Source organism: Inhella gelatinilytica (genome assembly GCF_016093295.1).
In the GTDB taxonomy this organism is placed as follows: domain Bacteria; phylum Pseudomonadota; class Gammaproteobacteria; order Burkholderiales; family Burkholderiaceae_C; genus Inhella; species Inhella gelatinilytica.
This window is the reverse complement of sequence record NZ_JAEDAL010000001.1, coordinates 364,729-384,518: the sequence shown is the minus strand read 5'-3', so window position 1 is coordinate 384,518 and position 19,790 is coordinate 364,729. Positions and strand designations below refer to the sequence as shown.

Annotated in this window: 19 protein-coding genes and 1 riboswitch; of the genes, 10 read left to right on the top strand and 9 right to left on the bottom strand. The window is 66.7% G+C overall.

All coding sequences use genetic code 11. The features are described from left to right. Window positions 1-92 precede the first annotated feature (92 nt). The 3 genes from I7X43_RS01795 to I7X43_RS01785 are packed head-to-tail and all read left to right on the top strand — an operon-like array spanning window position 93 to window position 1,433. Window positions 93-524, top strand: a complete 432-nt coding sequence (locus I7X43_RS01795; RefSeq protein WP_310737504.1) for a VOC family protein — start codon at window positions 93-95, stop codon at window positions 522-524. After that, complete coding sequence (locus I7X43_RS01790) at window positions 524-955, top strand: SRPBCC family protein (protein WP_198099173.1); 432 nt, start codon at window positions 524-526, stop codon at window positions 953-955. The genes I7X43_RS01795 and I7X43_RS01790 overlap by 1 nt, the downstream gene beginning before the upstream one ends. A 28-nt stretch (window positions 956-983) precedes the next feature. After that, window positions 984-1,433: an SRPBCC family protein gene (locus tag I7X43_RS01785; RefSeq protein ID WP_198099172.1), complete on the top strand. Its 450-nt coding sequence runs from the start codon at window positions 984-986 to the stop codon at window positions 1,431-1,433. Window positions 1,434-1,474: 41 nt separating this feature from the next. Here the strand turns inward: I7X43_RS01785 and I7X43_RS01780 are convergent, their stop codons facing one another. Both I7X43_RS01780 and I7X43_RS01775 read right to left on the bottom strand, forming a co-directional pair. Next, on the bottom strand, window positions 1,475-3,259 hold the full coding sequence (locus I7X43_RS01780; RefSeq protein ID WP_198099171.1) for a retropepsin-like aspartic protease: 1,785 nt from the start codon (window positions 3,257-3,259) through the stop codon (window positions 1,475-1,477). A gap of 119 nt (window positions 3,260-3,378) precedes the next feature. Beyond that, entirely contained in the window at window positions 3,379-4,419 is a 1,041-nt protein-coding gene (locus I7X43_RS01775; protein WP_310737503.1) for a helix-turn-helix domain-containing protein, read from the bottom strand. A 122-nt stretch (window positions 4,420-4,541) separates the two neighbouring features. Here I7X43_RS01775 and I7X43_RS01770 point away from each other — a divergent pair, with 122 nt between their 5' ends. From I7X43_RS01770 to I7X43_RS01755, 4 genes are all read left to right on the top strand, one after another. Next, window positions 4,542-6,152, top strand: coding sequence for an FAD-binding oxidoreductase (locus I7X43_RS01770; protein WP_198099170.1), 1,611 nt, complete (start codon window positions 4,542-4,544; stop codon window positions 6,150-6,152). Window positions 6,153-6,168: 16 nt separating this feature from the next. Beyond that, on the top strand, window positions 6,169-7,671 hold the full coding sequence (locus I7X43_RS01765; protein ID WP_198099169.1) for a glycerol-3-phosphate dehydrogenase/oxidase: 1,503 nt from the start codon (window positions 6,169-6,171) through the stop codon (window positions 7,669-7,671). Beyond that, window positions 7,668-9,227, top strand: a complete 1,560-nt coding sequence (locus I7X43_RS01760; RefSeq protein ID WP_198099168.1) for an FGGY-family carbohydrate kinase — start codon at window positions 7,668-7,670, stop codon at window positions 9,225-9,227. Before I7X43_RS01765 ends, I7X43_RS01760 begins: the two co-directional genes overlap by 4 nt. Before the next feature lie 121 nt (window positions 9,228-9,348). After that, window positions 9,349-10,476: a response regulator transcription factor gene (locus I7X43_RS01755; protein WP_198099167.1), complete on the top strand. Its 1,128-nt coding sequence runs from the start codon at window positions 9,349-9,351 to the stop codon at window positions 10,474-10,476. Between the two features lie 28 nt (window positions 10,477-10,504). On the opposite strand, the gene I7X43_RS01750 is transcribed toward I7X43_RS01755, so the two are convergent. The 4 genes from I7X43_RS01750 to sppA form a co-directional block, all read right to left on the bottom strand. Beyond that, a complete protein-coding gene (locus I7X43_RS01750; protein ID WP_198099166.1) occupies window positions 10,505-10,879 on the bottom strand; it encodes a VOC family protein in 375 nt (124 codons plus the stop codon). Window positions 10,880-10,952: 73 nt separating this feature from the next. Continuing rightward, the gene (metW, locus tag I7X43_RS01745) at window positions 10,953-11,519 is read right to left on the bottom strand and encodes a methionine biosynthesis protein MetW (protein ID WP_198099165.1); all 567 of its coding nucleotides are present in this window, start codon (window positions 11,517-11,519) and stop codon (window positions 10,953-10,955) included. Continuing rightward, window positions 11,516-12,646, bottom strand: coding sequence for a homoserine O-succinyltransferase MetX (gene metX / locus I7X43_RS01740; RefSeq protein WP_198099164.1), 1,131 nt, complete (start codon window positions 12,644-12,646; stop codon window positions 11,516-11,518). Before metX ends, metW begins: the two co-directional genes overlap by 4 nt. Window positions 12,647-12,693: 47 nt before the next feature. Continuing rightward, a riboswitch (SAM riboswitch) is annotated at window positions 12,694-12,768 on the bottom strand. Window positions 12,769-12,799: 31 nt separating this feature from the next. Next, entirely contained in the window at window positions 12,800-14,683 is a 1,884-nt protein-coding gene (gene sppA, locus I7X43_RS01735; RefSeq protein ID WP_198099163.1) for a signal peptide peptidase SppA, read from the bottom strand. Between the two features lie 119 nt (window positions 14,684-14,802). On the opposite strand from sppA, the gene I7X43_RS01730 reads away from it, so the two are divergent. Then, window positions 14,803-16,464 carry an FMN-binding glutamate synthase family protein gene (locus I7X43_RS01730; RefSeq protein ID WP_198099162.1) on the top strand — a complete coding sequence of 554 codons (1,662 nt, stop codon included), beginning with the start codon at window positions 14,803-14,805 and terminating at the stop codon, window positions 16,462-16,464. Here I7X43_RS01730 and I7X43_RS01725 read toward each other — a convergent pair whose 3' ends face one another. After that, window positions 16,465-17,100 carry a glutathione S-transferase N-terminal domain-containing protein gene (locus I7X43_RS01725; protein ID WP_198099161.1) on the bottom strand — a complete coding sequence of 212 codons (636 nt, stop codon included), beginning with the start codon at window positions 17,098-17,100 and terminating at the stop codon, window positions 16,465-16,467. Window positions 17,101-17,256: 156 nt separating this feature from the next. On the opposite strand from I7X43_RS01725, the gene purB reads away from it, so the two are divergent. Both purB and I7X43_RS01715 read left to right on the top strand, forming a co-directional pair. Then, a complete protein-coding gene (gene purB / locus I7X43_RS01720) occupies window positions 17,257-18,624 on the top strand; it encodes an adenylosuccinate lyase (protein WP_198099160.1) in 1,368 nt (455 codons plus the stop codon). Then, on the top strand, window positions 18,621-18,968 hold the full coding sequence (locus tag I7X43_RS01715) for a translation initiation factor Sui1 (RefSeq protein ID WP_198099775.1): 348 nt from the start codon (window positions 18,621-18,623) through the stop codon (window positions 18,966-18,968). The genes purB and I7X43_RS01715 overlap by 4 nt, the downstream gene beginning before the upstream one ends. A gap of 58 nt (window positions 18,969-19,026) precedes the next feature. Here the strand turns inward: I7X43_RS01715 and vapC are convergent, their stop codons facing one another. Together vapC and vapB are read right to left on the bottom strand one after the other, a co-directional pair. Continuing rightward, the gene (gene vapC, locus I7X43_RS01710; protein WP_198099159.1) at window positions 19,027-19,437 is read right to left on the bottom strand and encodes a type II toxin-antitoxin system tRNA(fMet)-specific endonuclease VapC; all 411 of its coding nucleotides are present in this window, start codon (window positions 19,435-19,437) and stop codon (window positions 19,027-19,029) included. Between the two features lie 13 nt (window positions 19,438-19,450). After that, entirely contained in the window at window positions 19,451-19,684 is a 234-nt protein-coding gene (gene vapB / locus I7X43_RS01705) for a type II toxin-antitoxin system VapB family antitoxin (protein WP_198099158.1), read from the bottom strand. Between the last annotated feature and the right edge of the window lie 106 nt (window positions 19,685-19,790).

Sequence of the window (19,790 nt, the reverse complement as noted above, 5' to 3'; positions counted from 1 at the left end):
CCTTTGCTTGAAGCGGCCGGCTTCTCGGTCGACACTCCGCACTTCCCGTTGTCGGCACTTTCCCCCACCCAATGGAGCGCCCCATGGCAAGAGTGAGCACTTATCTAAATTTCCCCGGCCAGTGCGAGCAGGCTTTCAGCTTCTACCGCGCGGTGTTTGGCGGCGAGTTCGAAGGGGGCCTGCACCGTTTCGGGGACATGCCGCCCAACAGCGAGTGCCCGCCCCTGTCCGAGGCGGACCGCCAGTTGGTGATGCACGTCTCGCTGCCCATCTTCGGCGGCGCCCATGTGTTGATGGGCAGCGACGCGCCGGACAGCATGGGCTTTGACTGCAAGGGCGGGAACAACCTCTACATCAACCTACAGCCCGACACCCGCGCCGAGACCGACCGCCTGTTCGCTGCCCTGGCCGAGGGCGGGACGGTGGAGACGCCGCTGCAAAACATGTTCTGGGGTGCTTACTTCGGCAGCCTCAAGGACCGGTTCGGCATCCAGTGGATGTTCAACTGCGAGCAGGCCCCGTGATGGGACAAGACTTGAACTATTCGGTTGAGATCTTGGCGCCGCGGGAGCGGGTCTGGGAGCAGATGCTGGGCGAGGCTGGCTATCGCGACTGGACCGCGGCCTTCTGTGAGGGCTCGACCTACCAGGGGCGCTGGGAAACCGGGGCGGACATGCTGTTTCTCGGCCCCTCGGGCGATGGCATGCGCGCGCGCATCGAGCTGGCGCGTGCGCCCGAGGCCGTCAGCATTCAGCACCTGGGCGAACTGGCGGGCGGGGCTCCCAAGGAAGGTTCGGACTGGCAGGGGGTGTTCGAGCGCTACCACCTGCTGGTGCAGGGCGGTGGCACCCGCCTGGAGGTCGAGCTGACTCAGGTGCCGCAGGCCTACGTCGAGATGATGAACACGATGTGGCCAGTCGCCCTGCAGCGCTTGAAGCAAGCGTGCGAGGCCTGAATCCCCCAATCCTGTCGGAGGCGTTCCCATGCCCAACACCCTGAACCTGCAACGCGTGCTGCGTGCGCCGCCCGAGCGCGTCTACAAGGCCTTCATCACCCCCAAGGCGATGGAAAAGTTCTTGCCGCCCTATGGCTTCACCGCCGAGGTGCACGAGCTCGATGTTCGCGTGGGCGGCCGCCACCGGGCCAGCTTCACCAACTTTGGTACGGGCAGCAGCCATTCGTTCGGCGGCGAGTTCCTGGAGATCGTGCCGGGCGAGCGGCTGCGCTACACCGATCGCTTTGACGATCCGAACCTGCTGGGCGAGATGCAGGTGACGATCGAGTTCCGTCGCGTGCTGTGCGGCACCGAGTTGCGCATCACCCAGGCCGGCATCCCCGACGTGATCCCGCTGGAGTTCTGCCAGTTGGGCTGGCAGGAGACGCTGGACCAATTGGCCCGCCTGGTCGAGCCGGAGATCCCGGACGGGGCCTGAGCCCCGGGGGCTCGCGGCCCGGCTGGCGCGCCGGGCCGGGGTTAAGGGGCGCTGTGGCGCTCCAGCAGGTCCCCAAAGCCGGCGTTCTGAACTTCCTCGGGGATGCGGGCGTTCGCCGCCAGGGCCGCGGCCCAGTCTTGCTGCGCCGCTGTGGCCTCGCCTCGCTGCCGCTGGCTGAGGCTGCGGCCGACCAAGGCCCAGGCGTGATCCGGCTTGCGCTTCAGCGCTTGATTGAAGGCCTTGAGTGCCTCCTCGGGCTGGTTGCGCCGCAGCTGCAGCCAGCCCAGGCTGTCGCGGAACGCGGGGTTTTCTTCGTCGCCCTCAATGGCGGCTTGGCAATCTTTCAGGGCTGCTTCCAATTGCTGGCTCAGGCGTGCACGCAGCCAGCAGCGGGCGTTCAGGACTTGCAGGCGGTCGGCGTCTTTGGGGCGGGGGGCCATCCACAGTTCCCACTGGCGCAAGGCTTCGGGCAGGTGATCCAAATGGGCGTACAGATTCGCCATGTCACGCCGGGGCTCGGCTGTTTGGGGCAAACGTCGATCGAGTTCCTGCAGATCGTCAACCGCAGCCGTTCGTTGCTTCAACGTTGTCCGAATCTGGGCACGCAGTAGGCGCGCGGCATGCAGTTCGGGCGATAGGTGCAGGGCTTCGTCCAAGTCGCGGAGGGTGGCTTCACCGCGGCGCGCGGTGTTCAGCACGCGCGCCCGGGCCAGTCTGACGTCGGGCGATTCCGGTGCCAGGGCCACGGCGCGGTCCAGGTGCTGCAGGGCGGTGGCGGTGTCACCGCGCGTGGCGGCAGCGCTGGCCACGCGCACCAGGCCCGCGGCGTCCGTCGGTACGGCCTCGTTGCGCGCGGCGCCTTGTTGCGCATCCTCGGTGCGGTTGACGGCGCCCTGCGAAAAGATCGGCCCGCCGTTCCAGGTGGCGTAGAGCTTGCGTTGGCGGTAGGAGACGTAGATGCGGTGGGACAGAAAGTAATCCAGGCCCAGAATCAGGTCGAAGTCGCGGCTATGGGCTTCGCTTACCTTGATGTTGAGCTCACTGACCTTTTGTCCGCCGAGTTCAAAGCTGCGCAGGGGCGCTGTCCACACCCGTAGACTGCCCTCACCGCCGCCGCCAATGCGGCCCAGTTCTTTGAAGGAATCGCGCTCCATGCCGGCGCGCCGCGCCGCGCTGAGGTTCAGGATGCTGGCAAATGCGCCCGTGTCCAGGATGGCATTGAAGCGCTTGTTGTTGACCTTCACGTCGACCCGCAAGGTTTTGTCGCGGGGACCGCCCTCCAAGTCGGCTTCGATCACCGGCACGTCGTTGGCCCAGTAGACCGGGTGCACTTCCTCGCAATCGCCTTTGAGAAAGATCAGGCGAACCATTCCCTGGGCCAAGTCGTATTCCATGTCGGTCAGGCCCAGGAAATTGCGCCCCAGGATGCCGCGGATTCCCAGGCCCAGTTCGTTGCCGCCGACCAGGAACTCGACGTTCTTCAGTGGCAAGCCGTGGAAGTTCACTTCGTCGACCTTGGTCACTTGGTAATCAATGGCGCCGGCATAGCCTTCCACTTGGAGCCCCGCGGGCGCCCGTTTGAGCGGCAAGCCCAGTTCGGTGGCAGTGCTGGTTTTCAGGCTACTGAAAAACGCGCCGGTGTCCAACAGCATGCGCAGCTCTTGGCCGGCCACGGTCAGGGTCACGATGGGGCGGTAGTCCACCAATTCCACCGGCACCTCCAGCGCCTGGCGTTTGCAGGGCGTGGCGGCCAGGGCCGGAGGGGTGGCGAGCGCGGCCAGCAGCGAAGCGGCCGCGAGAACGGGGGCAAAGAGTGTGGAGCGCATGAAGTCCCTGAAGGTGGGCCCTTGTGCCGCGCAGGCGGCCGGGCTTTTTTTCGCGGGAGGCACTCTAGCGGTGGGCCGGGGCGCAGGGGGCCCTGGTCAACCCGAGGGCGCGGCCGGGCTCAAGTTTGTTGGTGGCGCCACTGCTGGGGCGTGCAGCCCTCCCACGCGCGAACGGCGTGGCTGAAGCTGCTCTGCTCCGCGTAACCGAGCAGAAAGGCAATTTCGGTCAGGCTCAGGGCAGGGTTGCGCAGGTACTGCCGGGCAAGCTCGCGACGGGTGGCGTCGAGCAAGGCTTGGAAGCTGCTGCCCGCTTCAGCCAGGCGGCGCTGCAACGTGCGCGGCGAGAGATGGAGAGCCGCGGCCACGGGGGCGACGCGAGCACCATCCTGGGCCAGCCGCTCGGCGATCTGCGCACGCACCGCGGTCAGCAAGTGGTTCTCGGCCGCCGGATGTTGCATCAGGGCTTGCTGGCGCGCAGCCAGCATCTGGGCGGCGCGCTGCTCCAACAGGGGGAAGAGCGCTGGGTCCGCCCCGGGCACGGGCTCGCTCAGCAAGGCCGCGGGGAAGCGTGCTTCGGTCACCGGCGCGTCGTACTGCACGGCCAGGCCCCAGGCCGCATCGCGGGCGGCTCGCTCCAGCGGGTCGGCGGGGGCGGCGTGGGGAAAGGCCAGGCTCAGCACGGGCAGGCGGCGGCCCGCGAGCCAGGTGGCAAAGCTGAGGATGCTGGCCATGATGGATTCGGTCAGCTGCCGCCCGGGCAACTCGGTGAGCCAAGGGCTGTGCCAGCGGTAAATCGCTTGGTCGCCGTCGAGTCGCAGCTCGCTGCGGCCAAGGTCGTGCGCCAGGCCCTCGAAGCGGCGCGTTTGCTCGATGGCATCGCCAAAGCGCGGGCAGGAGAGCAGCACATGGCCGTAGGCGACGAAGTGGCTGGCCTTCATGCGCGTGCCCACCCGCACGCCGAAGTCGCCCTGCACGCGCCCCCCGGCTTCGAGCCAAGCGATGTAGTCCGGCACCGGCACGGCCTCCTCCGGCCATGCGGGTGGGCCCAGGCCCAAGGCCTGGGCTTCATCCAGCGCCGCCTGCGCATAGGCCCGGGCCACACGGGCCTGGGCCAGCGGGGGCAGGCCGAGCTCGGCGAGGGTGGGGAGGGGGCGGGGCACGGCGGCGTTCACAGTGGGTTGGCGCGAATTCACAATTGCCGCTGGCGGCGACGCGCAAGCTTAAGCGCTGGGTTTTGCCTAGCATGCGGGGCTGACCCTTGGAATCACGCTGGGAGATCCACATGCGACGCTGGAACGGTTGGGGCGACGACACCATTCAGGCCCACCTGCCGCCGGGGGCTTCGGAGTTCCTGAGCAGCCAGGTGGGGGTTCCTGTGCCGGGTAAGGATGCCGACCTGGCCGCCGTGTGCGCGCAGATCGAGCGCGAGCAGCCCTCGCGTCTGACCGGGGCGTGGGCCCACCCGCTGGTGGAGACGGGTGCCGAGGCGCGGCTGCGAGGGAGCTACGGGCAAAGCCTGGGCGATTGGATTGCGCTGCGCCATGGCCGAATCGGCCGGGTGTGCGATGGGGTGGCCTTCCCCGAGGGTCGGAGCCAAGTGCGGGCGTTGCTGGACTGGGCCGCCGCACACCAGGTGCGCGTCATTCCCTGTGGCGGTGCGACCTCGGTGGTGGGCCACCTGAGCCCGCGCGCAGACGACCCGTCGCCGGTGCTGAGCCTCAACCTCACCCGCATGCGGGCCCTCACCGACCTGAACGAGGCCGCCCAACTGGCCACCTTTGAGGCCGGCGTGTTGGGCCCGGACTTGGAAGCGCAGCTGCGCGCCCGCGGCTACACGCTGGGCCACTTTCCGCAGAGTTTTGAATACGCCTCGCTGGGCGGCTGGGTGGTCACGCGCAGCTCGGGCCAGCAGAGCCTGCGCTACGGCCGGGCCGAGCAATGGTTTGCGGGGGGCACGCTGCTCACGCCGGGGGGTCAGCTGGACCTGCCCCCGCTGCCTGCCAGCGCCGCGGGTCCTGACTTGCGCGAGTGGGTGCTGGGCAGCGAGGGGCGCTTCGGCGTGCTGACCGATGTGACCGTGCGGGTGAGCCGCTTGCCCGAAGACGAGCGATTCCTGGGGCTCTTCCTGCCCAATTGGGAGGCCGGCTTGGCTGCGGTGCGCGAGCTGGCGCAGCGCAAGACGCCGCTCTCCATGATGCGGCTGGCCAACGCCGTCGAGACGCTGACCACGCTGAAGTTGGCCGGGCATGCCGGGCAAATCGCCTGGCTGGAGCGCTACCTGGCCTGGCGCGGCTGCGGCGAGGGCAAGGTGCTGTTGTTCCTGGGCTTGACTGGGCCGCACGACCAAGTCGTGGCTGCACAGCGCGAGGCGCTGCGCGTGGTCAAGGCCCACGGTGGCGTGTCCACGGGCCAGATGCTGGGCAAGAAGTGGGCCGCCAAACGCTTTGCGGGGGTCTACCTGCGCAATGCGCTGTGGGACGCTGGCTACATGGTGGACACCATGGAGACCGCCATCCCCTGGGGCGGCACGACGGCCATGGTGAATGCGCTCGAAGACGCCGGGCGCGCGGCTCTGGCCGGCTTTGGCGAGCGTTGCCACGCCTACACCCACCTGTCGCACGTCTACAGCAGCGGCAGTTCGGTGTATTCCACCTTTGTGTTCCGCCGCGCCGCCACGGTCGAGGAGGCGCATGCGCGCTGGTGGGCGCTGAAGACCGGCGTGAGCCGCGCCATCGTGGCCCAGGGCGGCACCATCAGCCACCAGCACGGCGTGGGCAAGGACCACGCGCCCTACCTGGGGGCTGAAAAAGGCGCGGCCGGCCTGGCCGGCATGGACGCCCTTATCCAGCACTTCGACCCGCAGGGCGTGCTGGCCAGCGGCAACCTGCGCTGAGCGCGTGGGAGGGCCCATGCAACCGATCCAGGTCGACCTGCTCGTCATTGGCGGCGGCATCTCCGGCGCAGGCATTGCGCTGGAGGCCGTGCGTCGTGGCGTGAAGGTGCTTCTGGTCGAGCGCGAGGACTTTGCCGCGGGCGCCAGCAGCCGCAGCAGCAAGCTCGTGCACGGTGGCCTGCGCTATCTGAAGCAAGGCGCGGTGCACCTGACTTGGGAGTCGGTGCGCGAGCGTGACCAGTTGCTGCGCGACGCCCCCGGCCTGGTCGAGCCCCTGCCCTTTTTGATGGCGCACCGGGCCGGCGAGCGCACAGGCCCCGGTGTGGTCCAGGCGGGCCTGGCGGTCTACGACCTGCTGGCCGGGCGCCGCACGCGCGCCTATGCGGACCCGGCCGAGACCGCCTGGCGGGTGCCGGGCCTGGCGGCCGAACGCGGCGCCAGCCTGTACGAAGACGCCACGACCGACGACGCCCGCCTGACCTTGCGCGTGCTGCAGGAAGCGCGGCTCTTGGGCGCTGAGCTGCGCAACCGCACCCAGGTGGTGGAACTGCGGCGGGACGCGCAAGGCCAGGTGGCAGGGGCGTTGCTGCGCGGGCCGGATGGGGTGCAGCAGGCGGTGGTCTGCCGCTGTGTCATCGCGGCGGCGGGTGCTTACCTGGGGCCGCTGGCGCAGCAGCTGGGCCTAGCCGCGCCCCGGCTGCGGCCCTTGCGCGGCTCGCACTTGCTGCTGCCGCTGTGGCGTCTGCCGCTGGCTTGCGCCGTGGCCTGGGCCCACCCGCGCGATGGCCGCCCGGTGTTTGCCTATCCCTGGCAAGGCGCCCTGCTGGTGGGCACGACGGATCTGGACCACCCCGACCTGAGCGTGGCGCCAAGCCTCCAGCCCGAGGAGCAGGCCTATTTGTTGGGTGCGCTGAACCACGCCTTTCCGCGCGCAGGCCTGGCCGCGGCGGACGTGCGCAGCAGCTGGGCCGGCGTGCGCCCGGTTGTGGCCCAGGACGGGGCGGACGCGGTCGACCCCTCGCAGGAAAGCCGCGAACACCTGGTGTTGGCTGACCGCGGCCTGGTGGCCCTGAGCGGCGGCAAGCTCACCACCTTCCGGCGCATGGCGCGTGAGGCCCTGGCCCGTGCCCGTCCGTGGCTGCCCCTCTTGGGCCCCGAGACGGGGGCGACCATCCTGCCGCGGCCCGCGCCCGAGCGAGGCCTGAGCCTGCGGCTGCAGGGTCGATTTGGGGCCTTGGCCCGGTCCGTGCAGGCCGCGGGCGCCGAGCGCTTGGGGGGCACGCAAACCCTGATCGGCGAGGTGCGCCACAGCCTGCAGCATGAGCAGGTGCATCACCTGGACGATTTGCTGCTGCGCCGCACCCGCCTCGGGCTGCTGGAGCGCGACTTTGGCGCGGCCCTTTGGCCCGCGCTGCAGCCCCATTGCCAGGAGTTTTTGGGCTGGGATGCCGTGCGCTTCCACCAGGAGGTGGCGCGTTACCAAGCCGTGATGGCCGCGCAACACGGGGTGATTCGTTGAAAGACCTGCTGCTCTCGATTGACCTGGGCACGCAGTCGGTCCGGGCTTTGCTGTACGACTTGCGTGGCGACCTCATCGGCCGCCAGCAACAGGTGTTCACCGACTACCAGCGCGAGCAGCCGGGTTGGATGAGCCATGACGGCGAGGGCTTTTGGCGGGCCGCCGCCAACTGCTGCCAGCGTCTGTGGGCGCAAGAGCCGGCCTGGCGCGCGCGCGTGGCCGGCGTGGGCGTCACCACGCAGCGGGGTTCCATCGTGCCGATGGCGGCAGACGGGGCCTGCCTGGCGCCCGTGTTGATCTGGCTGGACCAGCGCCGCGCCAGCCGCTTACCGACCCTCTCCCCACTGTGGCGCGGCGCTTTTGCCCTGGCCGGTGTGGCCGGCACCATCGCGGCCTTTCAGCGTGAGGCCGAGGTCAACTGGTGGGCCCAGCACGCGACGGATGTGCACCGGCGCGCGCACAAGTTCATGCTCGTCTCGGGGCTCCTGAACCAGCGCCTCACGGGCCGCTTTGCCGATTCCATTGGCTCCCAGGTGGCGTATTTGCCGTTTGACTACAAGCGCCATGCCTGGGCCGGGGCGCACGACTGGAAGTGGCAAGCCTTGGCGGTGCGGCCCGATCAGCTGCCCGATTTGCTGCCGGTGGGCAGCGTGATGGGCACGGTCACCGCAGCAGCGGCGCAGGTCAGCGGCATCCCCGAAGGCACGCCCGTGCTGGCGGCGGCGGCCGACAAGGCCTGCGAGATCCTCGGGTCGGGGGCGCTGCAGCCCGAGGTTGGGGCCCTGAGCTATGGCACGACGGCCACCATCAATATGACCAGCGCCCGGTATGTGGAGCCCACGCCCTTTGTGCCGCCCTATCCCGCCGCAGTGGCGGGGCACTACAGCGCCGAGGTGCAGATCACGCGGGGCTTCTGGCTGGTGAGCTGGTTCAAGGAGCAGTTCGGCCACCCCGAGCGGGTGGCGGCCGAGAGCCTCGGCGTGGCGCCCGAGCAGCTCTTTGACGAGCTGGTGGCCCAGGTGCCGCCCGGGTCGCTGGGGCTCACCTTGCAGCCCACCTGGAGCCCGGGCATTCGCACTCCTGGGCCCGAGGCCAAGGGCGCCATCATCGGGTTTGGCGAGTCCCACACCCGCGCGCACCTGTACCGCGCCATCCTCGAGGGCCTGGCCTATGCGCTGCGTGAGGGCCGCGAGCGGCTGGAAAAGCGCAGCGGGGTTCGGTTCTCGGAGTTGCGCGTCAGCGGCGGTGGGTCCCAGAGCGATGCCGCCATGCAGCTCACGGCCGATGTGTTCAACCTGCCGGTGGCACGGCCTCATACGCACGAGACCTCGGGGCTGGGTGCGGCCATGGATGTGGCCGTGGGCCTGGGCTTGCACGCCGACATGCCCACTGCCGTGGCCGAAATGACCCGCGTGGCGCGGTGGTTCGAGCCCCAGCCCGGCGCGGTGCAGACCTACGACCAGCTCTACACGCAGGTCTACCGGCCGCTGTACGGCAAGCTGCGGCCGCTGTACCAGGCCATTCGTCAGATCACGGGTTACCCCGCCCCCGATTGAGGGGGAACGAGCGTGGTTTTGTGCTCATTCCCCGACGGTCTCCGTCGTTTGCAGTGTTGGTCGGGGATGGGATTCTGAGTATCCTGGATCGCGTCAAGGCCCTGTGGGGCTGGGAGGTGAGATGGAGCGAGCCAAGCTGATGGTTGTGGATGACGACCCGATTTCATTGGGGTTGTACGAAGCCGTCTTGAGCGATGACTTTGATTTGGAGCTGCTCTCCAGCGGCGTGTCATGCCTGGAGCGCATGGCCGAGGTCAAACCGGCGGCGATTTTGCTGGACGTCGAGATGCCCGAGTTGGACGGCTACGAGACCTGCCGTCGCCTGCGTGCGCAGGATCCGGAGGGGCCGCCCGTTCTCTTTGTTTCAGCGCGCGACCAGTTGCAAGACCGCATGATGGGCTACGACGCCGGCGGTACCGATTACGTGTGCAAGCCCTGGCAGGGGCCGGAACTGGTCATCAAGGTCCAACGCTTGCTGGCGGCGGAAGAACAGCGCAAGGCCCTGGCCCGTGAGCGCGATGAAGCCATGGACGCGGTGCTCGGTAGCGCCGACATGGCGGGTGAGCTTGGCGTTGTGCTGGATTTCCAACGCGGCCTGAACGACTGCACGGATTACCAAGCGCTGGCCAAGAGCCTCTTGGATGCGGTGGAGCGATATGGGCTGGATGGCTGCGTTCGGGTGTCAGGCCGCTCGGGTGCGGTGTCAATGAACCGCGCGGGCCTGTGCACCTCGCTGGAATGGTCCATTCTGGAATCGCTGGCGGCCAAGCCGGGCGGCGCTCGCATCCAGGCCATGGGCCCCAACACGGCGTTCAATTTTGGGGCACTGATTCTGTTTGTGCGGGCCTTGGCGGGTCAGGGCGGTGACACCGGTCGCATGGAGCGGGCGGTGGACAACGTGGCGCTGCTGCTGGAAAGCGCCGTGGCGCGTTTGGCGGCCATCGACAGCGGCCGCGCGGCCATGGACCTGGAACACCTTCGCCACATCGTGTCCATGACCAAATCGGCCCTGGCGGAAGTTGCCCAGCGCAATCGAGCGATGGTGGACACCGTGCGCAAGACCTTCGAAGGGCTGCAGTCCGACTTGGACGACAGTTTCCTTCACCTCGGTTTAATGCAGAGGCAGGAAGACTTTTTAAGTGAACTTGTGCGGGCTCAGTCTGAACGGGTCTTGCAGGCCTTGGCCGAAGGGCAAAAGACCGAGCGCGTGCTGCAGCGCATCGTGGCGGAGCTGAGCGCCGGTCTTTGAACGCGGCGCCACTCGTGCGGGCGGATGCTTAGGCTTTGACGATGCAAAAGGCGTTGAGCTTGTTGCCGTCCAGATCGCGGAAATAGCCCGCGTAAAAGCCTTCGCCGCGCAGTCCGGGCGCTCCTTCGTCTTGGCCCCCCAGCGTCAAGGCTTTGGCGTGCAGCGCGTCCACCTTGGCCGGGCTGTCGACGACCAGAGCAATCATGGTGCCATTGCCCGCGGTGGCCGGCTGACCATCAAAGGGCAGCATGACCCCAAAGCCGGGTTTGTCCATGCCGGTTCCCCAGGCATAGCCACGCCCAAAGTCCATGATGCGCCGAATGCCGATCACCTCAAAGAGGGCGTCGTAGAAGGCGGTGGCGCGGGGCAGGTCGTTGGTTCCGAGCGTGGTGTAGCCAATCATGGGGAGCTCCAGCAGTGGGGTTGGGGGGGAATCCGACGGACAGTCTACGCAGTCCGGGCCCTGCCGCTCGGTCTCAGGCCTTTTGAATCACGAACACCGCGACGGGACAGCGCCAGTTGGCGCCCCAGTTGACCCGCTCGTGGCCGCGCAGTCCGAATGAGTCCAGCACCTTGACGCCCAAGCGCTCGCACAAGAGCGCGAAATCCGCGTGGGTGCCCACGCGGATGTTGGGCGTGTCGTACCACTGATAGGGTAGGGTGCGCGTCACCGGCATGCGGCCCGCCAGAACCTGCAGCCGGTTGGGCCAGTGCGCGAAATTGGGAAAGCTCACGATGCCGATGCGCCCCACTCGCACCGTTTCCTTGAGCATGGCTTCGGCATGGCGCACCTGCTGCAACGTCTGCAATTGCAGCACCACATCAAAGCTCTGGTCCTTGAACATGGCCAGGCCCTTTTCCAGGTCCAACTGCAACACGTTCACGCCCCGGGCCGCACAGGCCAACAGCTTGCTGTCGTCCAGCTCGACGCCGTAGCCGGAACAGGCTTTGTGGCGGATCAGCGTGTCCAGCAACTCGCCGCTGCCACAGCCCAAGTCCAGCACGCGGCTGCCCGCCGGGACCAAATCGGTGATGGCGTTCATGCCTGGACCTCCCCAGCGATTTGATGGAAGCGGTGGCGCAGCAGTTGGTGGTAGCGCGGGTCGTCGAGCAAGAAGGCATCGTGCCCGTGCGGGGCGTCGATCTCCGCATAGCTCACGTCGCGGTTGTTGTCCAAGAGCGCTTGCACGATCTCGCGCGAGCGCGCCGGTGAAAACCGCCAATCGGTGGTGAAACTGGCCACCAGGTATTTGCACTGGGCACGGGCAAAAGCCCGAGCAAGGTCACCATCGAACTCGGCCGCGGGGTCAAAGTAGTCCAGCGCCCGCTGAATCAACAAGTAGCTGTTGGCATCGAAATAGCCGGCGAACTTGTCGCCTTGGTGGCGCAAATAGCTCTCAATCTGGAATTCGACTTCCTGGGTCGAGAAAAGCGGTGTTTCCGCGCGGCGTTCGCGGCCAAACTTGGCGTCCATCACATCGTCACTTAGGTAGGTGATGTGACCGAGCATGCGCGCCACCTTGAGGCCCCGCGCGGGCAGTACACCGTGCGCGTAGTAGTGGCCGCCGTGGAAGTCGGGGTCGGTGACGATGGCACGCCGGGCGACCTCATTGAAAGCCAAGTTCTGCGCCGACAGGCTGGGTGCCGTGGCGATGGCCAGGCAGTGGCGCAGGCGCCTGGGGTGGCGCAGGGACCAGGACAGCGCCTGCATGCCCCCCAGGCTGCCGCCCAGCACGGCGGCGAGCTGGGCGATGCCAAAGTGGTCCACCACCCGCGCTTGTGCGTCGACCCAGTCTTCGACGGTCACCACCGGAAAGTCCGCGCCCCAGGCGCGACCGGTGGCGGGGTTCGGGTGCATGGGCCCGGTGGAGCCAAAGCAAGAGCCCAGGTTGTTCACGCCGATGACGAAAAACCGGTCGGTGTCCAAGGGCTTGCCGGGGCCAATCAGGTTGTCCCACCACCCGAGGTTGCCCTGCTCGTCCACCCCCGCCACATGGTGGCTGGCATTGAGGGCGTGGCACACCAACACCGCATTGGATTTTTCGGCGTTCAGTTGCCCGTAGGTTTCCACCATCAGGTGGTAGGGCCCAAACAGGGTGCCGCTGCGCAGGGGCAGGGGGGCGTCGAAGGGGATGCGGTGGGGCGTTCCCAGGGGGGCGTGAGCGGTCATGGCAAGCAGAAAAAACAAAACCGGCGCCGCGGGAGGTGCGGACGCCGGCTTGGGTTCCTGCGTCCTTTTAGCGGCATTTATTGAGCGCCCGCAATCTGGAACAAATCGGCGCTGAATCGGGGCTCAGTATAGCGAGCCCCGCCCAAACAGGGGTTATGGGGCCGTGCACAGGCAATGCACGTGCACCGAACCGGGCAGCTTGCCCTGGCCCGGGCGGGCTTGGCTGGTTTCGACCATCCAGTTCAGTTCGGCCGCGGCTTCGCGCACGGGGGCGGGCAACTCGGGCAGACCCAAGCCGGTGCGCAGGGCCTTGAGCACGCTGCGGGCCTGCGGCGCGGCCGCATCGCCAAAGCTGTCCAGCAGTTTGGCGACCTTGCTGCGCTCTTCCTCGATGAAGGCCACTTTGGGTTCACCCTCCAGCTTGGCGCGCTTGGCGGCTTCTGCAATGGCATCCCCGAACGACCCCAACCGGTCCACCAAGCCCCGTTCTTGTGCTTGCTGTCCGGTCCAGACGCGGCCTTGGGCCAGGGCGTCGACTTCTTCGACCTTCTTGCTGCGTGCCGCGGCCGTCTTGGTGATGAACTCGCGGTAGATGCCATCAATGCCGGCCTGGACAGCCTGGGCCACGCGCGGGTCCAGCGGACGACGCGGGTCCCCAGCGCCCACCAACCAACTCGTGGTCACGCCGCCCGTGTGCACGGGGATCTTGTCCAGCAACTTGTCCGCTGTGGGCAACATGCCAAACACGCCAATGGAGCCGGTGATGGTGCTGGGTTCGGCGATGACTTGATCGGCACTCATGCTGACCCAGTAACCGCCCGATGCGGCCACATCGCCCATGGACACCACGACGGGCTTGCCGGCCTTGCGGGTGAGCTCCAGTTCGCGGCGGATGAGCTCGCTGGCGAAGGCCGAGCCGCCGGGCGAGTTAACGCGCAGCACCACGGCGGCGACGTTCTTGTCTTCGCGCGCCTTGCGCACCAGCGCGGCCGTGGAGTCGCCGCCAATCGAGCCGGGCTTGGCACTGCCATCTTGAATACCGCCTTCGGCCACGATCACACCGACACGCTGCCCGACAACGGGGGCTTCCTTGGCGTGGGCCAAGTAGGTCTTGTAGTCGACTTTTCGATAGCTGTTGCCATCGTCATCTTTGGCCCCCCGCTCCATCAGGAGTGCCCGAACCTCGTCGCGCTGCTTGATGCCGTCAATGAGCTTGGCTTCCAACGCCACTTGGGCGGTATCGCCTTTCAAGGCGGTCAGGCGCTCGGGGATGCCGTCGATGTAGCGGGCCAAACTGCCCTTTTCCAATTTGCGTGCGGCCTCAACGCCACTGGCGTATCGGCTCCACAAGTCCCCAAAGAGTTCGCCTTCGCTTTCTTTGGTGGCCTCCGAGGGACCGTTGGTGAAGTAGGGCTCACCGAAATTCTTGTACTTGCCGGCGCGCAGCACGTTGGCGCTGACGCCGACCTTCTCAAACAGGTCCTTGTAGTAATTGCGATAGCGACCGAAGCCTTCGATCAGCACCATGCCCATGGGGTGTAGGTAGACCTCATCGGCCAGCGCCGCCAACTGATAGCCGCGCTGGTCAAAGCTGTCGCCGTAGGCGATGAGTTTTTTGCCGCTTTTCTTGAACTCCGCCAGCGCGGCAGCGACTTCGCGTTGGTTGGCCTGGCCGCCTCCGGCGTACCCGCTGAAGTCCAGCAGCACCTGATGCACCTTGGCGTCCTGTGCGGCGTGTCGCAGCACGCGCAGCACATCGCGCAACTGCACCTGGTCGGAGGGCTGGCCTTGCAATTCGCCCATCAAGCGGTCGCGGGGGCTGCCGCTGAACTGTTCGACCAGACGGCCATCCAGATTCAGCACGAGCGTGGTCTTCTCCTTCAGTGGCTCCGGTCCGCGATGGACGAGGCTGGCCACGATCACGGTCAGCAACAGCAGCCACAGCAGATTCAGCGCGAAGCGGCGGCTGCTGTCCAGCCACCCCCACACACGGGCCACGACGCGACCGAGCGGCGCCAAAGCGGTCTTGACGGACATGAGGAACACCTCCAAGTTAGGGCCGGGGATTCTAGGGAGCACCCCAGGGGAGCGGCCGTTCGTCACACCCTAGGATGGGCCGATCCCGGTGCGGTGGTGCATCGGAGGGGAGACGCCTCATGCAGCGATGGATCCGCGCCCTGAATCAGCAGTTTCCTTTGCGCTATGTCACGTGGTTGGCCTGCGGATTTGGTTTGGCGTTCACGGCCTGGACCTGGTTGTGGTCGGAGCGCGGCAGTTGGCTGGTGCTGACCTTCGCCATGCTGGTCCTGCTCGGGTTGCGGGATGTCGTGCAGACCAAGCGGGCGGTCCTGCGCAATTACCCGGTCATCGGGCACTTTCGGTTTTTCCTCGAGTTCATCCGTCCGGAGATTCGCCAGTACTTCATCGAGAGCGACAACGAGGCGGCGCCGTTTTCTCGGCAGCAACGCTCACTGGTGTACCAGCGGGCCAAGGGCGATCCCGACAAGCGCCCCTTTGGCACGCAGTTGGATGTGGGGGCTTCGGGCTATGAATGGATCAACCATTCTTTGGTACCGACCGTACTGGCGTCGCATGACTTCCGGGTCACCATCGGCGAGCATCGCAAGCAACCGTACCAAGCCTCGGTGTTCAATATCTCGGCCATGAGTTTTGGCGCTCTGTCTGCCAACGCCATCAAGGCCTTGAATGCCGGGGCGAAGAAGGGGGGCTTTGCCCACGACACGGGCGAGGGCTCGATCAGTGAGCACCATCGCGTGCATGGCGGGGACTTGATCTGGGAGATCGGCTCGGGCTACTTTGGTTGCCGGGATGCCGAGGGGCGGTTTGACCCCGAGGCGTTCAAATTGAACGCCCAGAGCCCGCAAGTCAAGCTCATCGAGATCAAGCTCAGCCAAGGGGCCAAGCCCGGCCACGGTGGGGTGTTGCCGGGGGCCAAAGTGACGCCCGAGATCGCCCGGGCGCGGGGCGTTCCGGTGGGCGAGGACTGCATTTCACCCGCCGCTCACTCGGCGTTTTCGACGCCGGTGGAGTTGCTGGAATTCGTGCAACGGTTGCGCGAGTTGTCGGGTGACAAGCCGGTGGGGTTCAAGCTGTGTATCGGCCACCCTTGGGAATGGTTCGCCCTGTGCAAGGCCATGCTGAAGACCGGCATCCGACCGGATTTCATCGTGGTCGACGGGGGCGAAGGCGGCACGGGGGCGGCGCCGCTGGAATTCACCAACCATGTCGGCACGCCACTGCAGGAGGGGTTGCTGCTGGTCCACAACACGCTCATGGGCCTGAACCTGCGCGATGACATCGCCGTTGGGTGCGCCGGCAAGGTGACGTCGGCCTTTGACATCGCCCGGTTGATGGCCCTGGGCGCGGATTGGTGCAACGCCGCGCGGGGCTTCATGTTCGCGCTGGGCTGCATTCAGGCGCAGGCCTGTCACGCCGGGCACTGCCCCACGGGGGTGACCACGCAAGACCCGCTGCGTCAGCGCGCTTTGGACCCGGGTGACAAGGCCGAACGGGTGTATCGCTTCCACAAGAACACGTTGCACGCCCTCCAAGAACTGGTTCAGGCGGCCGGGTTGCAGCATCCAGCGGAAATCTCCGCCGCGCACATCGTGCGGCGCGTCAGCGTTCAAGAGGTCAAGCTACTTTGCAATGTGCTGCCCTTTTTGGCGCCGGGCAGCTTGCTCCATGGTGACCTGCCCCATGCGGTCTATCAGGCGTACTGGCACCTGGCCAGCCCCGACAGTTTTGCGCCGCAAGGCCCGCTGCCCGCGCTCTTGCACGGGCGCAGCCATTCGTAGTCAGGCGGTCACGACGGGCGCCGTGGCCGAAAAACTGGGGCGCTGAGCCAACTTCTCGGCGTGGCGCGCGAGATTGGGGTGGTCGGTGGCCCAGTCCAAATGCGGGAAGCGGAAGCGCAACCAATCCAGGCAGCAGCCTACCGCAATGTCCGCGAGCGTGAAGTGGCTGTTGGCGCACCAGGGCTTGTCGCCCAGTGCGGCATCCATGGCCTGCAAGCCCGCATGCACCTTGCTCAGTTGGCGCTCGCACCACGCTTCGCTGCGCTGCTCGGGGGGGCGACCGGTCCATGTTTGCTCTAAACGCACCAACACGGCAGCATCCAACACTCCGTCGGCCAAGGCTTCCCAGGTCCGCACCTCAGCACGCTCGCGCCCTTTTTCGGGGATGAGCTTGCCCACGGGTGAGAGGGTGTCGAGGTACTCGACGATGACGCGGGAATCAAACATCGATCCGGTGATGGAGTCGTGCCCGCCCTCCATCACCAAAGCTGGCACCTTGCCGAGCGGGTTCACCTGCAGGATGTCGTCGCGGGCCCAGACGTCTTCCAGCACGAACTGGTAATCGAGCTTCTTTTCCGCCAGCACGATGCGCACCTTGCGCACGAAGGGGCTGGTGGTGGATCCGATCAGCTTCATCAAGGACATTGGGGGACTGCAAAAGCGGCGCGAGGCCGGTTCGGACCATTCTATGCAGCGCCCCTCTTCAGAATTGACTCCAGGTTCCCCCGGATTGCGGGCTTCTAAAATTCGCGTTTTCGTCTTGAAGCGGGGGCCGACGCCACCCGAATACCCATGGAACTGACGTCGCTCACCGCCCTGAGTCCTCTTGATGGCCGCTACGCCGGCCGCATGTCCAGCCTGCGTGGGCTGCTGTCGGAGTTCGGCCTGATTCACCGCCGCGTGCAGGTGGAGGTGGCTTGGTTCATCGCCCTGTCTGATGCGGGCTTCAAGGAGTTCAAGCCGCTCTCCAATGGCGCGCGCAACCGTCTGCGCCGCCTGGTGCGCAACTTCAGCGTCGCCGATGCCCAGGCCATCAAGGACATCGAAAAGACCACCAACCACGACGTCAAGGCCGTGGAGTACTGGATCAAGCGCAGCTTCGAGGGCCATGCCGAGTTGATGGCGGCCAGCGAGTTCGTGCACTTCGCCTGCACCAGCGAGGACATCAACAACACCAGCCACGCGCTGATGCTCAAGAGCGCCCGCGACGAAGTCATGCTGCCGGCCCTGGACGGCATCATCGCCACGCTGCGCGGCATGGCGCACCAGTTCGCGGCGCTGCCCATGCTCTCGCGCACCCACGGCCAGACGGCCAGCCCCACCACCGTGGGCAAGGAGATCGCCAACGTCGTGGCCCGCCTGCAGACGGCGCGTGCCCGCATCGCGGCCGTCAAGCCGCTGGCCAAGATGAACGGCGCCGTGGGCAACTACAACGCCCACCTCTCGGCCTGGCCCAAGCATGACTGGGAGGCCTTTGCGCAGAACGTCATCGAAAAGCAGCTCAAGCTGACGTTCAACCCCTACACGATCCAGATCGAACCGCACGACTACATGGCCGAGCTGTTCGACGCCTTCACGCGCGCCAACACGATCTTGGTGGACTGGTCGCGTGACGTCTGGGGCTACATCTCGCTGGGCTACTTCAAGCAAAAGACCAAGGCGGGGGAGATCGGCTCCTCGACCATGCCACACAAGGTCAACCCCATTGACTTTGAGAACGCCGAAGGCAATTTCGGTCTGGCGAATGCCGTGCTGACGCACCTGAGCCAAAAGCTGCCGATCAGCCGCTGGCAGCGGGACCTGACCGACTCCACCGTGCTGCGCAACATGGGCGTGGCCCTGGGCTACACCTTGCTGGGCTACGACAGCCTGGGCAAGGGCCTGGGCAAGCTGGAAGTGAATGAAGCCGCGCTGGCGGCCGACCTGGATGCTGCCTGGGAAGTGCTGGCCGAGCCCATCCAGACCGTGATGCGCCGCTTCGGTCTGCCCAACCCCTACGAGCAGCTCAAGGAGCTGACGCGCGGCAAGGCCATCACGGCCGAGTCCATCGCTGCCTTCATCGAGGGCCTGGACCTGCCCAAGGCCGAGAAGCAGCGCCTGCTGAAGCTGACGCCGGGCGCTTACACCGGCCAGGCCGCCGAACTGGCGCGTCGCATCTGAGCCCCTCGCGCCCGGTTTACAGCACCGAGCTCGGGCGCCTGTGCCCGGGCTGCGGCGCTGCGGTGAACGCCTGCACCTGCAAGCGGTCGTCGGCCCCCGTGGGCGACGGCCACGTGCGGGTGCGCCGCGAGACCGGCGGCCGCGGCGGCAAGACCGTGACCACGGTGCGAGGCCTGCCGCTGGACGAAGCAGCCTTGCTGGCCGTCGCCAAGCAACTCAAGGCGGCGTGCGGGAGCGGTGGCACCTGCAAGGACGGCGTCGTCGAGATCCAGGGCGATCACGTCGAACGCATCATGGCCTGGTTGACCGGCCAAGGCTGGAAGCCCAAACGCGCAGGCGGTTGAGGTCAGGTGTCGGCTCTTGAGGCATTAGCCTTCGGTCCCCTGCCGCTGTCGCCAAAACTCAAGCCGTGGAGGCGACCCAGTTCTCCAGCAACAGGCCCGGTACCCGCTCGAATTCGCCCAGGTTGTTGGTCACGAGGGTGAGTCCTTCGCTGCGCGCGTGGGCCGCGATGTGCAGGTCGTTGACGCCGATCGGGCGCCCCGCCTTCTCCACCGCGGACCGTATGGCGCCATAGTGCTGTGCGGCCTTGGCGGTGTACGGCAACACGTCGAGCAGGCTTGCGAACTCCTCGACCACCGCCAGGTTCTGCGAAACCTTTGCGCTTGTCTCGGCCCCGTGGAACAGCTCACTCAAAGTAATCGCCGAGATGGCCATGCGGCCTGCGTTTTCGTTGAACAGTCCCATGACCTCGATGGGGCGCTGCTTGATGACGTAGATGACGATGTTGGTGTCGAGCAGGTACTTCAGCATGGCGGCGATCGCGTCAGAGGGCTTCGCGTTCGGGCTGTTGCTGGGGGGGGCGCTCGTTCATGAAGTCGTCGGAGGCGCGAGGGCCATTCAAGAAAAACTCGTCCCAGGTGCGGCCCACGGGCGAAATGATCCGCTCCACCCCGCGGGCGCGCACTTGAACCTTCTTGACGCCGTCCGGCAGGCGAACGTCAGCGGGCAAACGCACCGCTTGCGACCGGTTGTTGGTGAAGACCGTGGTGATGCTCATGGCGGCGCCCTGGTGGGATATGCCAGAAGTATATGGCGCTGCCGTCGCGGGCGGCCGGCCCGATGTCAGTCGTCGTTCAGAGACTGACAGGGGGCGCCGCCCGCCG

Coding starts and splice junctions, on each gene's coding strand:
- I7X43_RS01790 (WP_198099173.1), top strand. CDS start 524: ATGGGACAAGACTTGAACTATTCGGTTGAGATCTTGGCGCCGCGGGAG.
- I7X43_RS01785 (WP_198099172.1), top strand. CDS start 984: ATGCCCAACACCCTGAACCTGCAACGCGTGCTGCGTGCGCCGCCCGAG.
- I7X43_RS01780 (WP_198099171.1), bottom strand. CDS start 3,259: ATGCGCTCCACACTCTTTGCCCCCGTTCTCGCGGCCGCTTCGCTGCTG.
- I7X43_RS01770 (WP_198099170.1), top strand. CDS start 4,542: ATGCGACGCTGGAACGGTTGGGGCGACGACACCATTCAGGCCCACCTG.
- I7X43_RS01765 (WP_198099169.1), top strand. CDS start 6,169: ATGCAACCGATCCAGGTCGACCTGCTCGTCATTGGCGGCGGCATCTCC.
- I7X43_RS01755 (WP_198099167.1), top strand. CDS start 9,349: ATGGAGCGAGCCAAGCTGATGGTTGTGGATGACGACCCGATTTCATTG.
- I7X43_RS01750 (WP_198099166.1), bottom strand. CDS start 10,879: ATGATTGGCTACACCACGCTCGGAACCAACGACCTGCCCCGCGCCACC.
- metW (WP_198099165.1), bottom strand. CDS start 11,519: ATGAACGCCATCACCGATTTGGTCCCGGCGGGCAGCCGCGTGCTGGAC.
- metX (WP_198099164.1), bottom strand. CDS start 12,646: ATGACCGCTCACGCCCCCCTGGGAACGCCCCACCGCATCCCCTTCGAC.
- sppA (WP_198099163.1), bottom strand. CDS start 14,683: ATGTCCGTCAAGACCGCTTTGGCGCCGCTCGGTCGCGTCGTGGCCCGT.
- I7X43_RS01730 (WP_198099162.1), top strand. CDS start 14,803: ATGCAGCGATGGATCCGCGCCCTGAATCAGCAGTTTCCTTTGCGCTAT.
- I7X43_RS01725 (WP_198099161.1), bottom strand. CDS start 17,100: ATGAAGCTGATCGGATCCACCACCAGCCCCTTCGTGCGCAAGGTGCGC.
- purB (WP_198099160.1), top strand. CDS start 17,257: ATGGAACTGACGTCGCTCACCGCCCTGAGTCCTCTTGATGGCCGCTAC.
- vapC (WP_198099159.1), bottom strand. CDS start 19,437: ATGCTGAAGTACCTGCTCGACACCAACATCGTCATCTACGTCATCAAG.
- vapB (WP_198099158.1), bottom strand. CDS start 19,684: ATGAGCATCACCACGGTCTTCACCAACAACCGGTCGCAAGCGGTGCGT.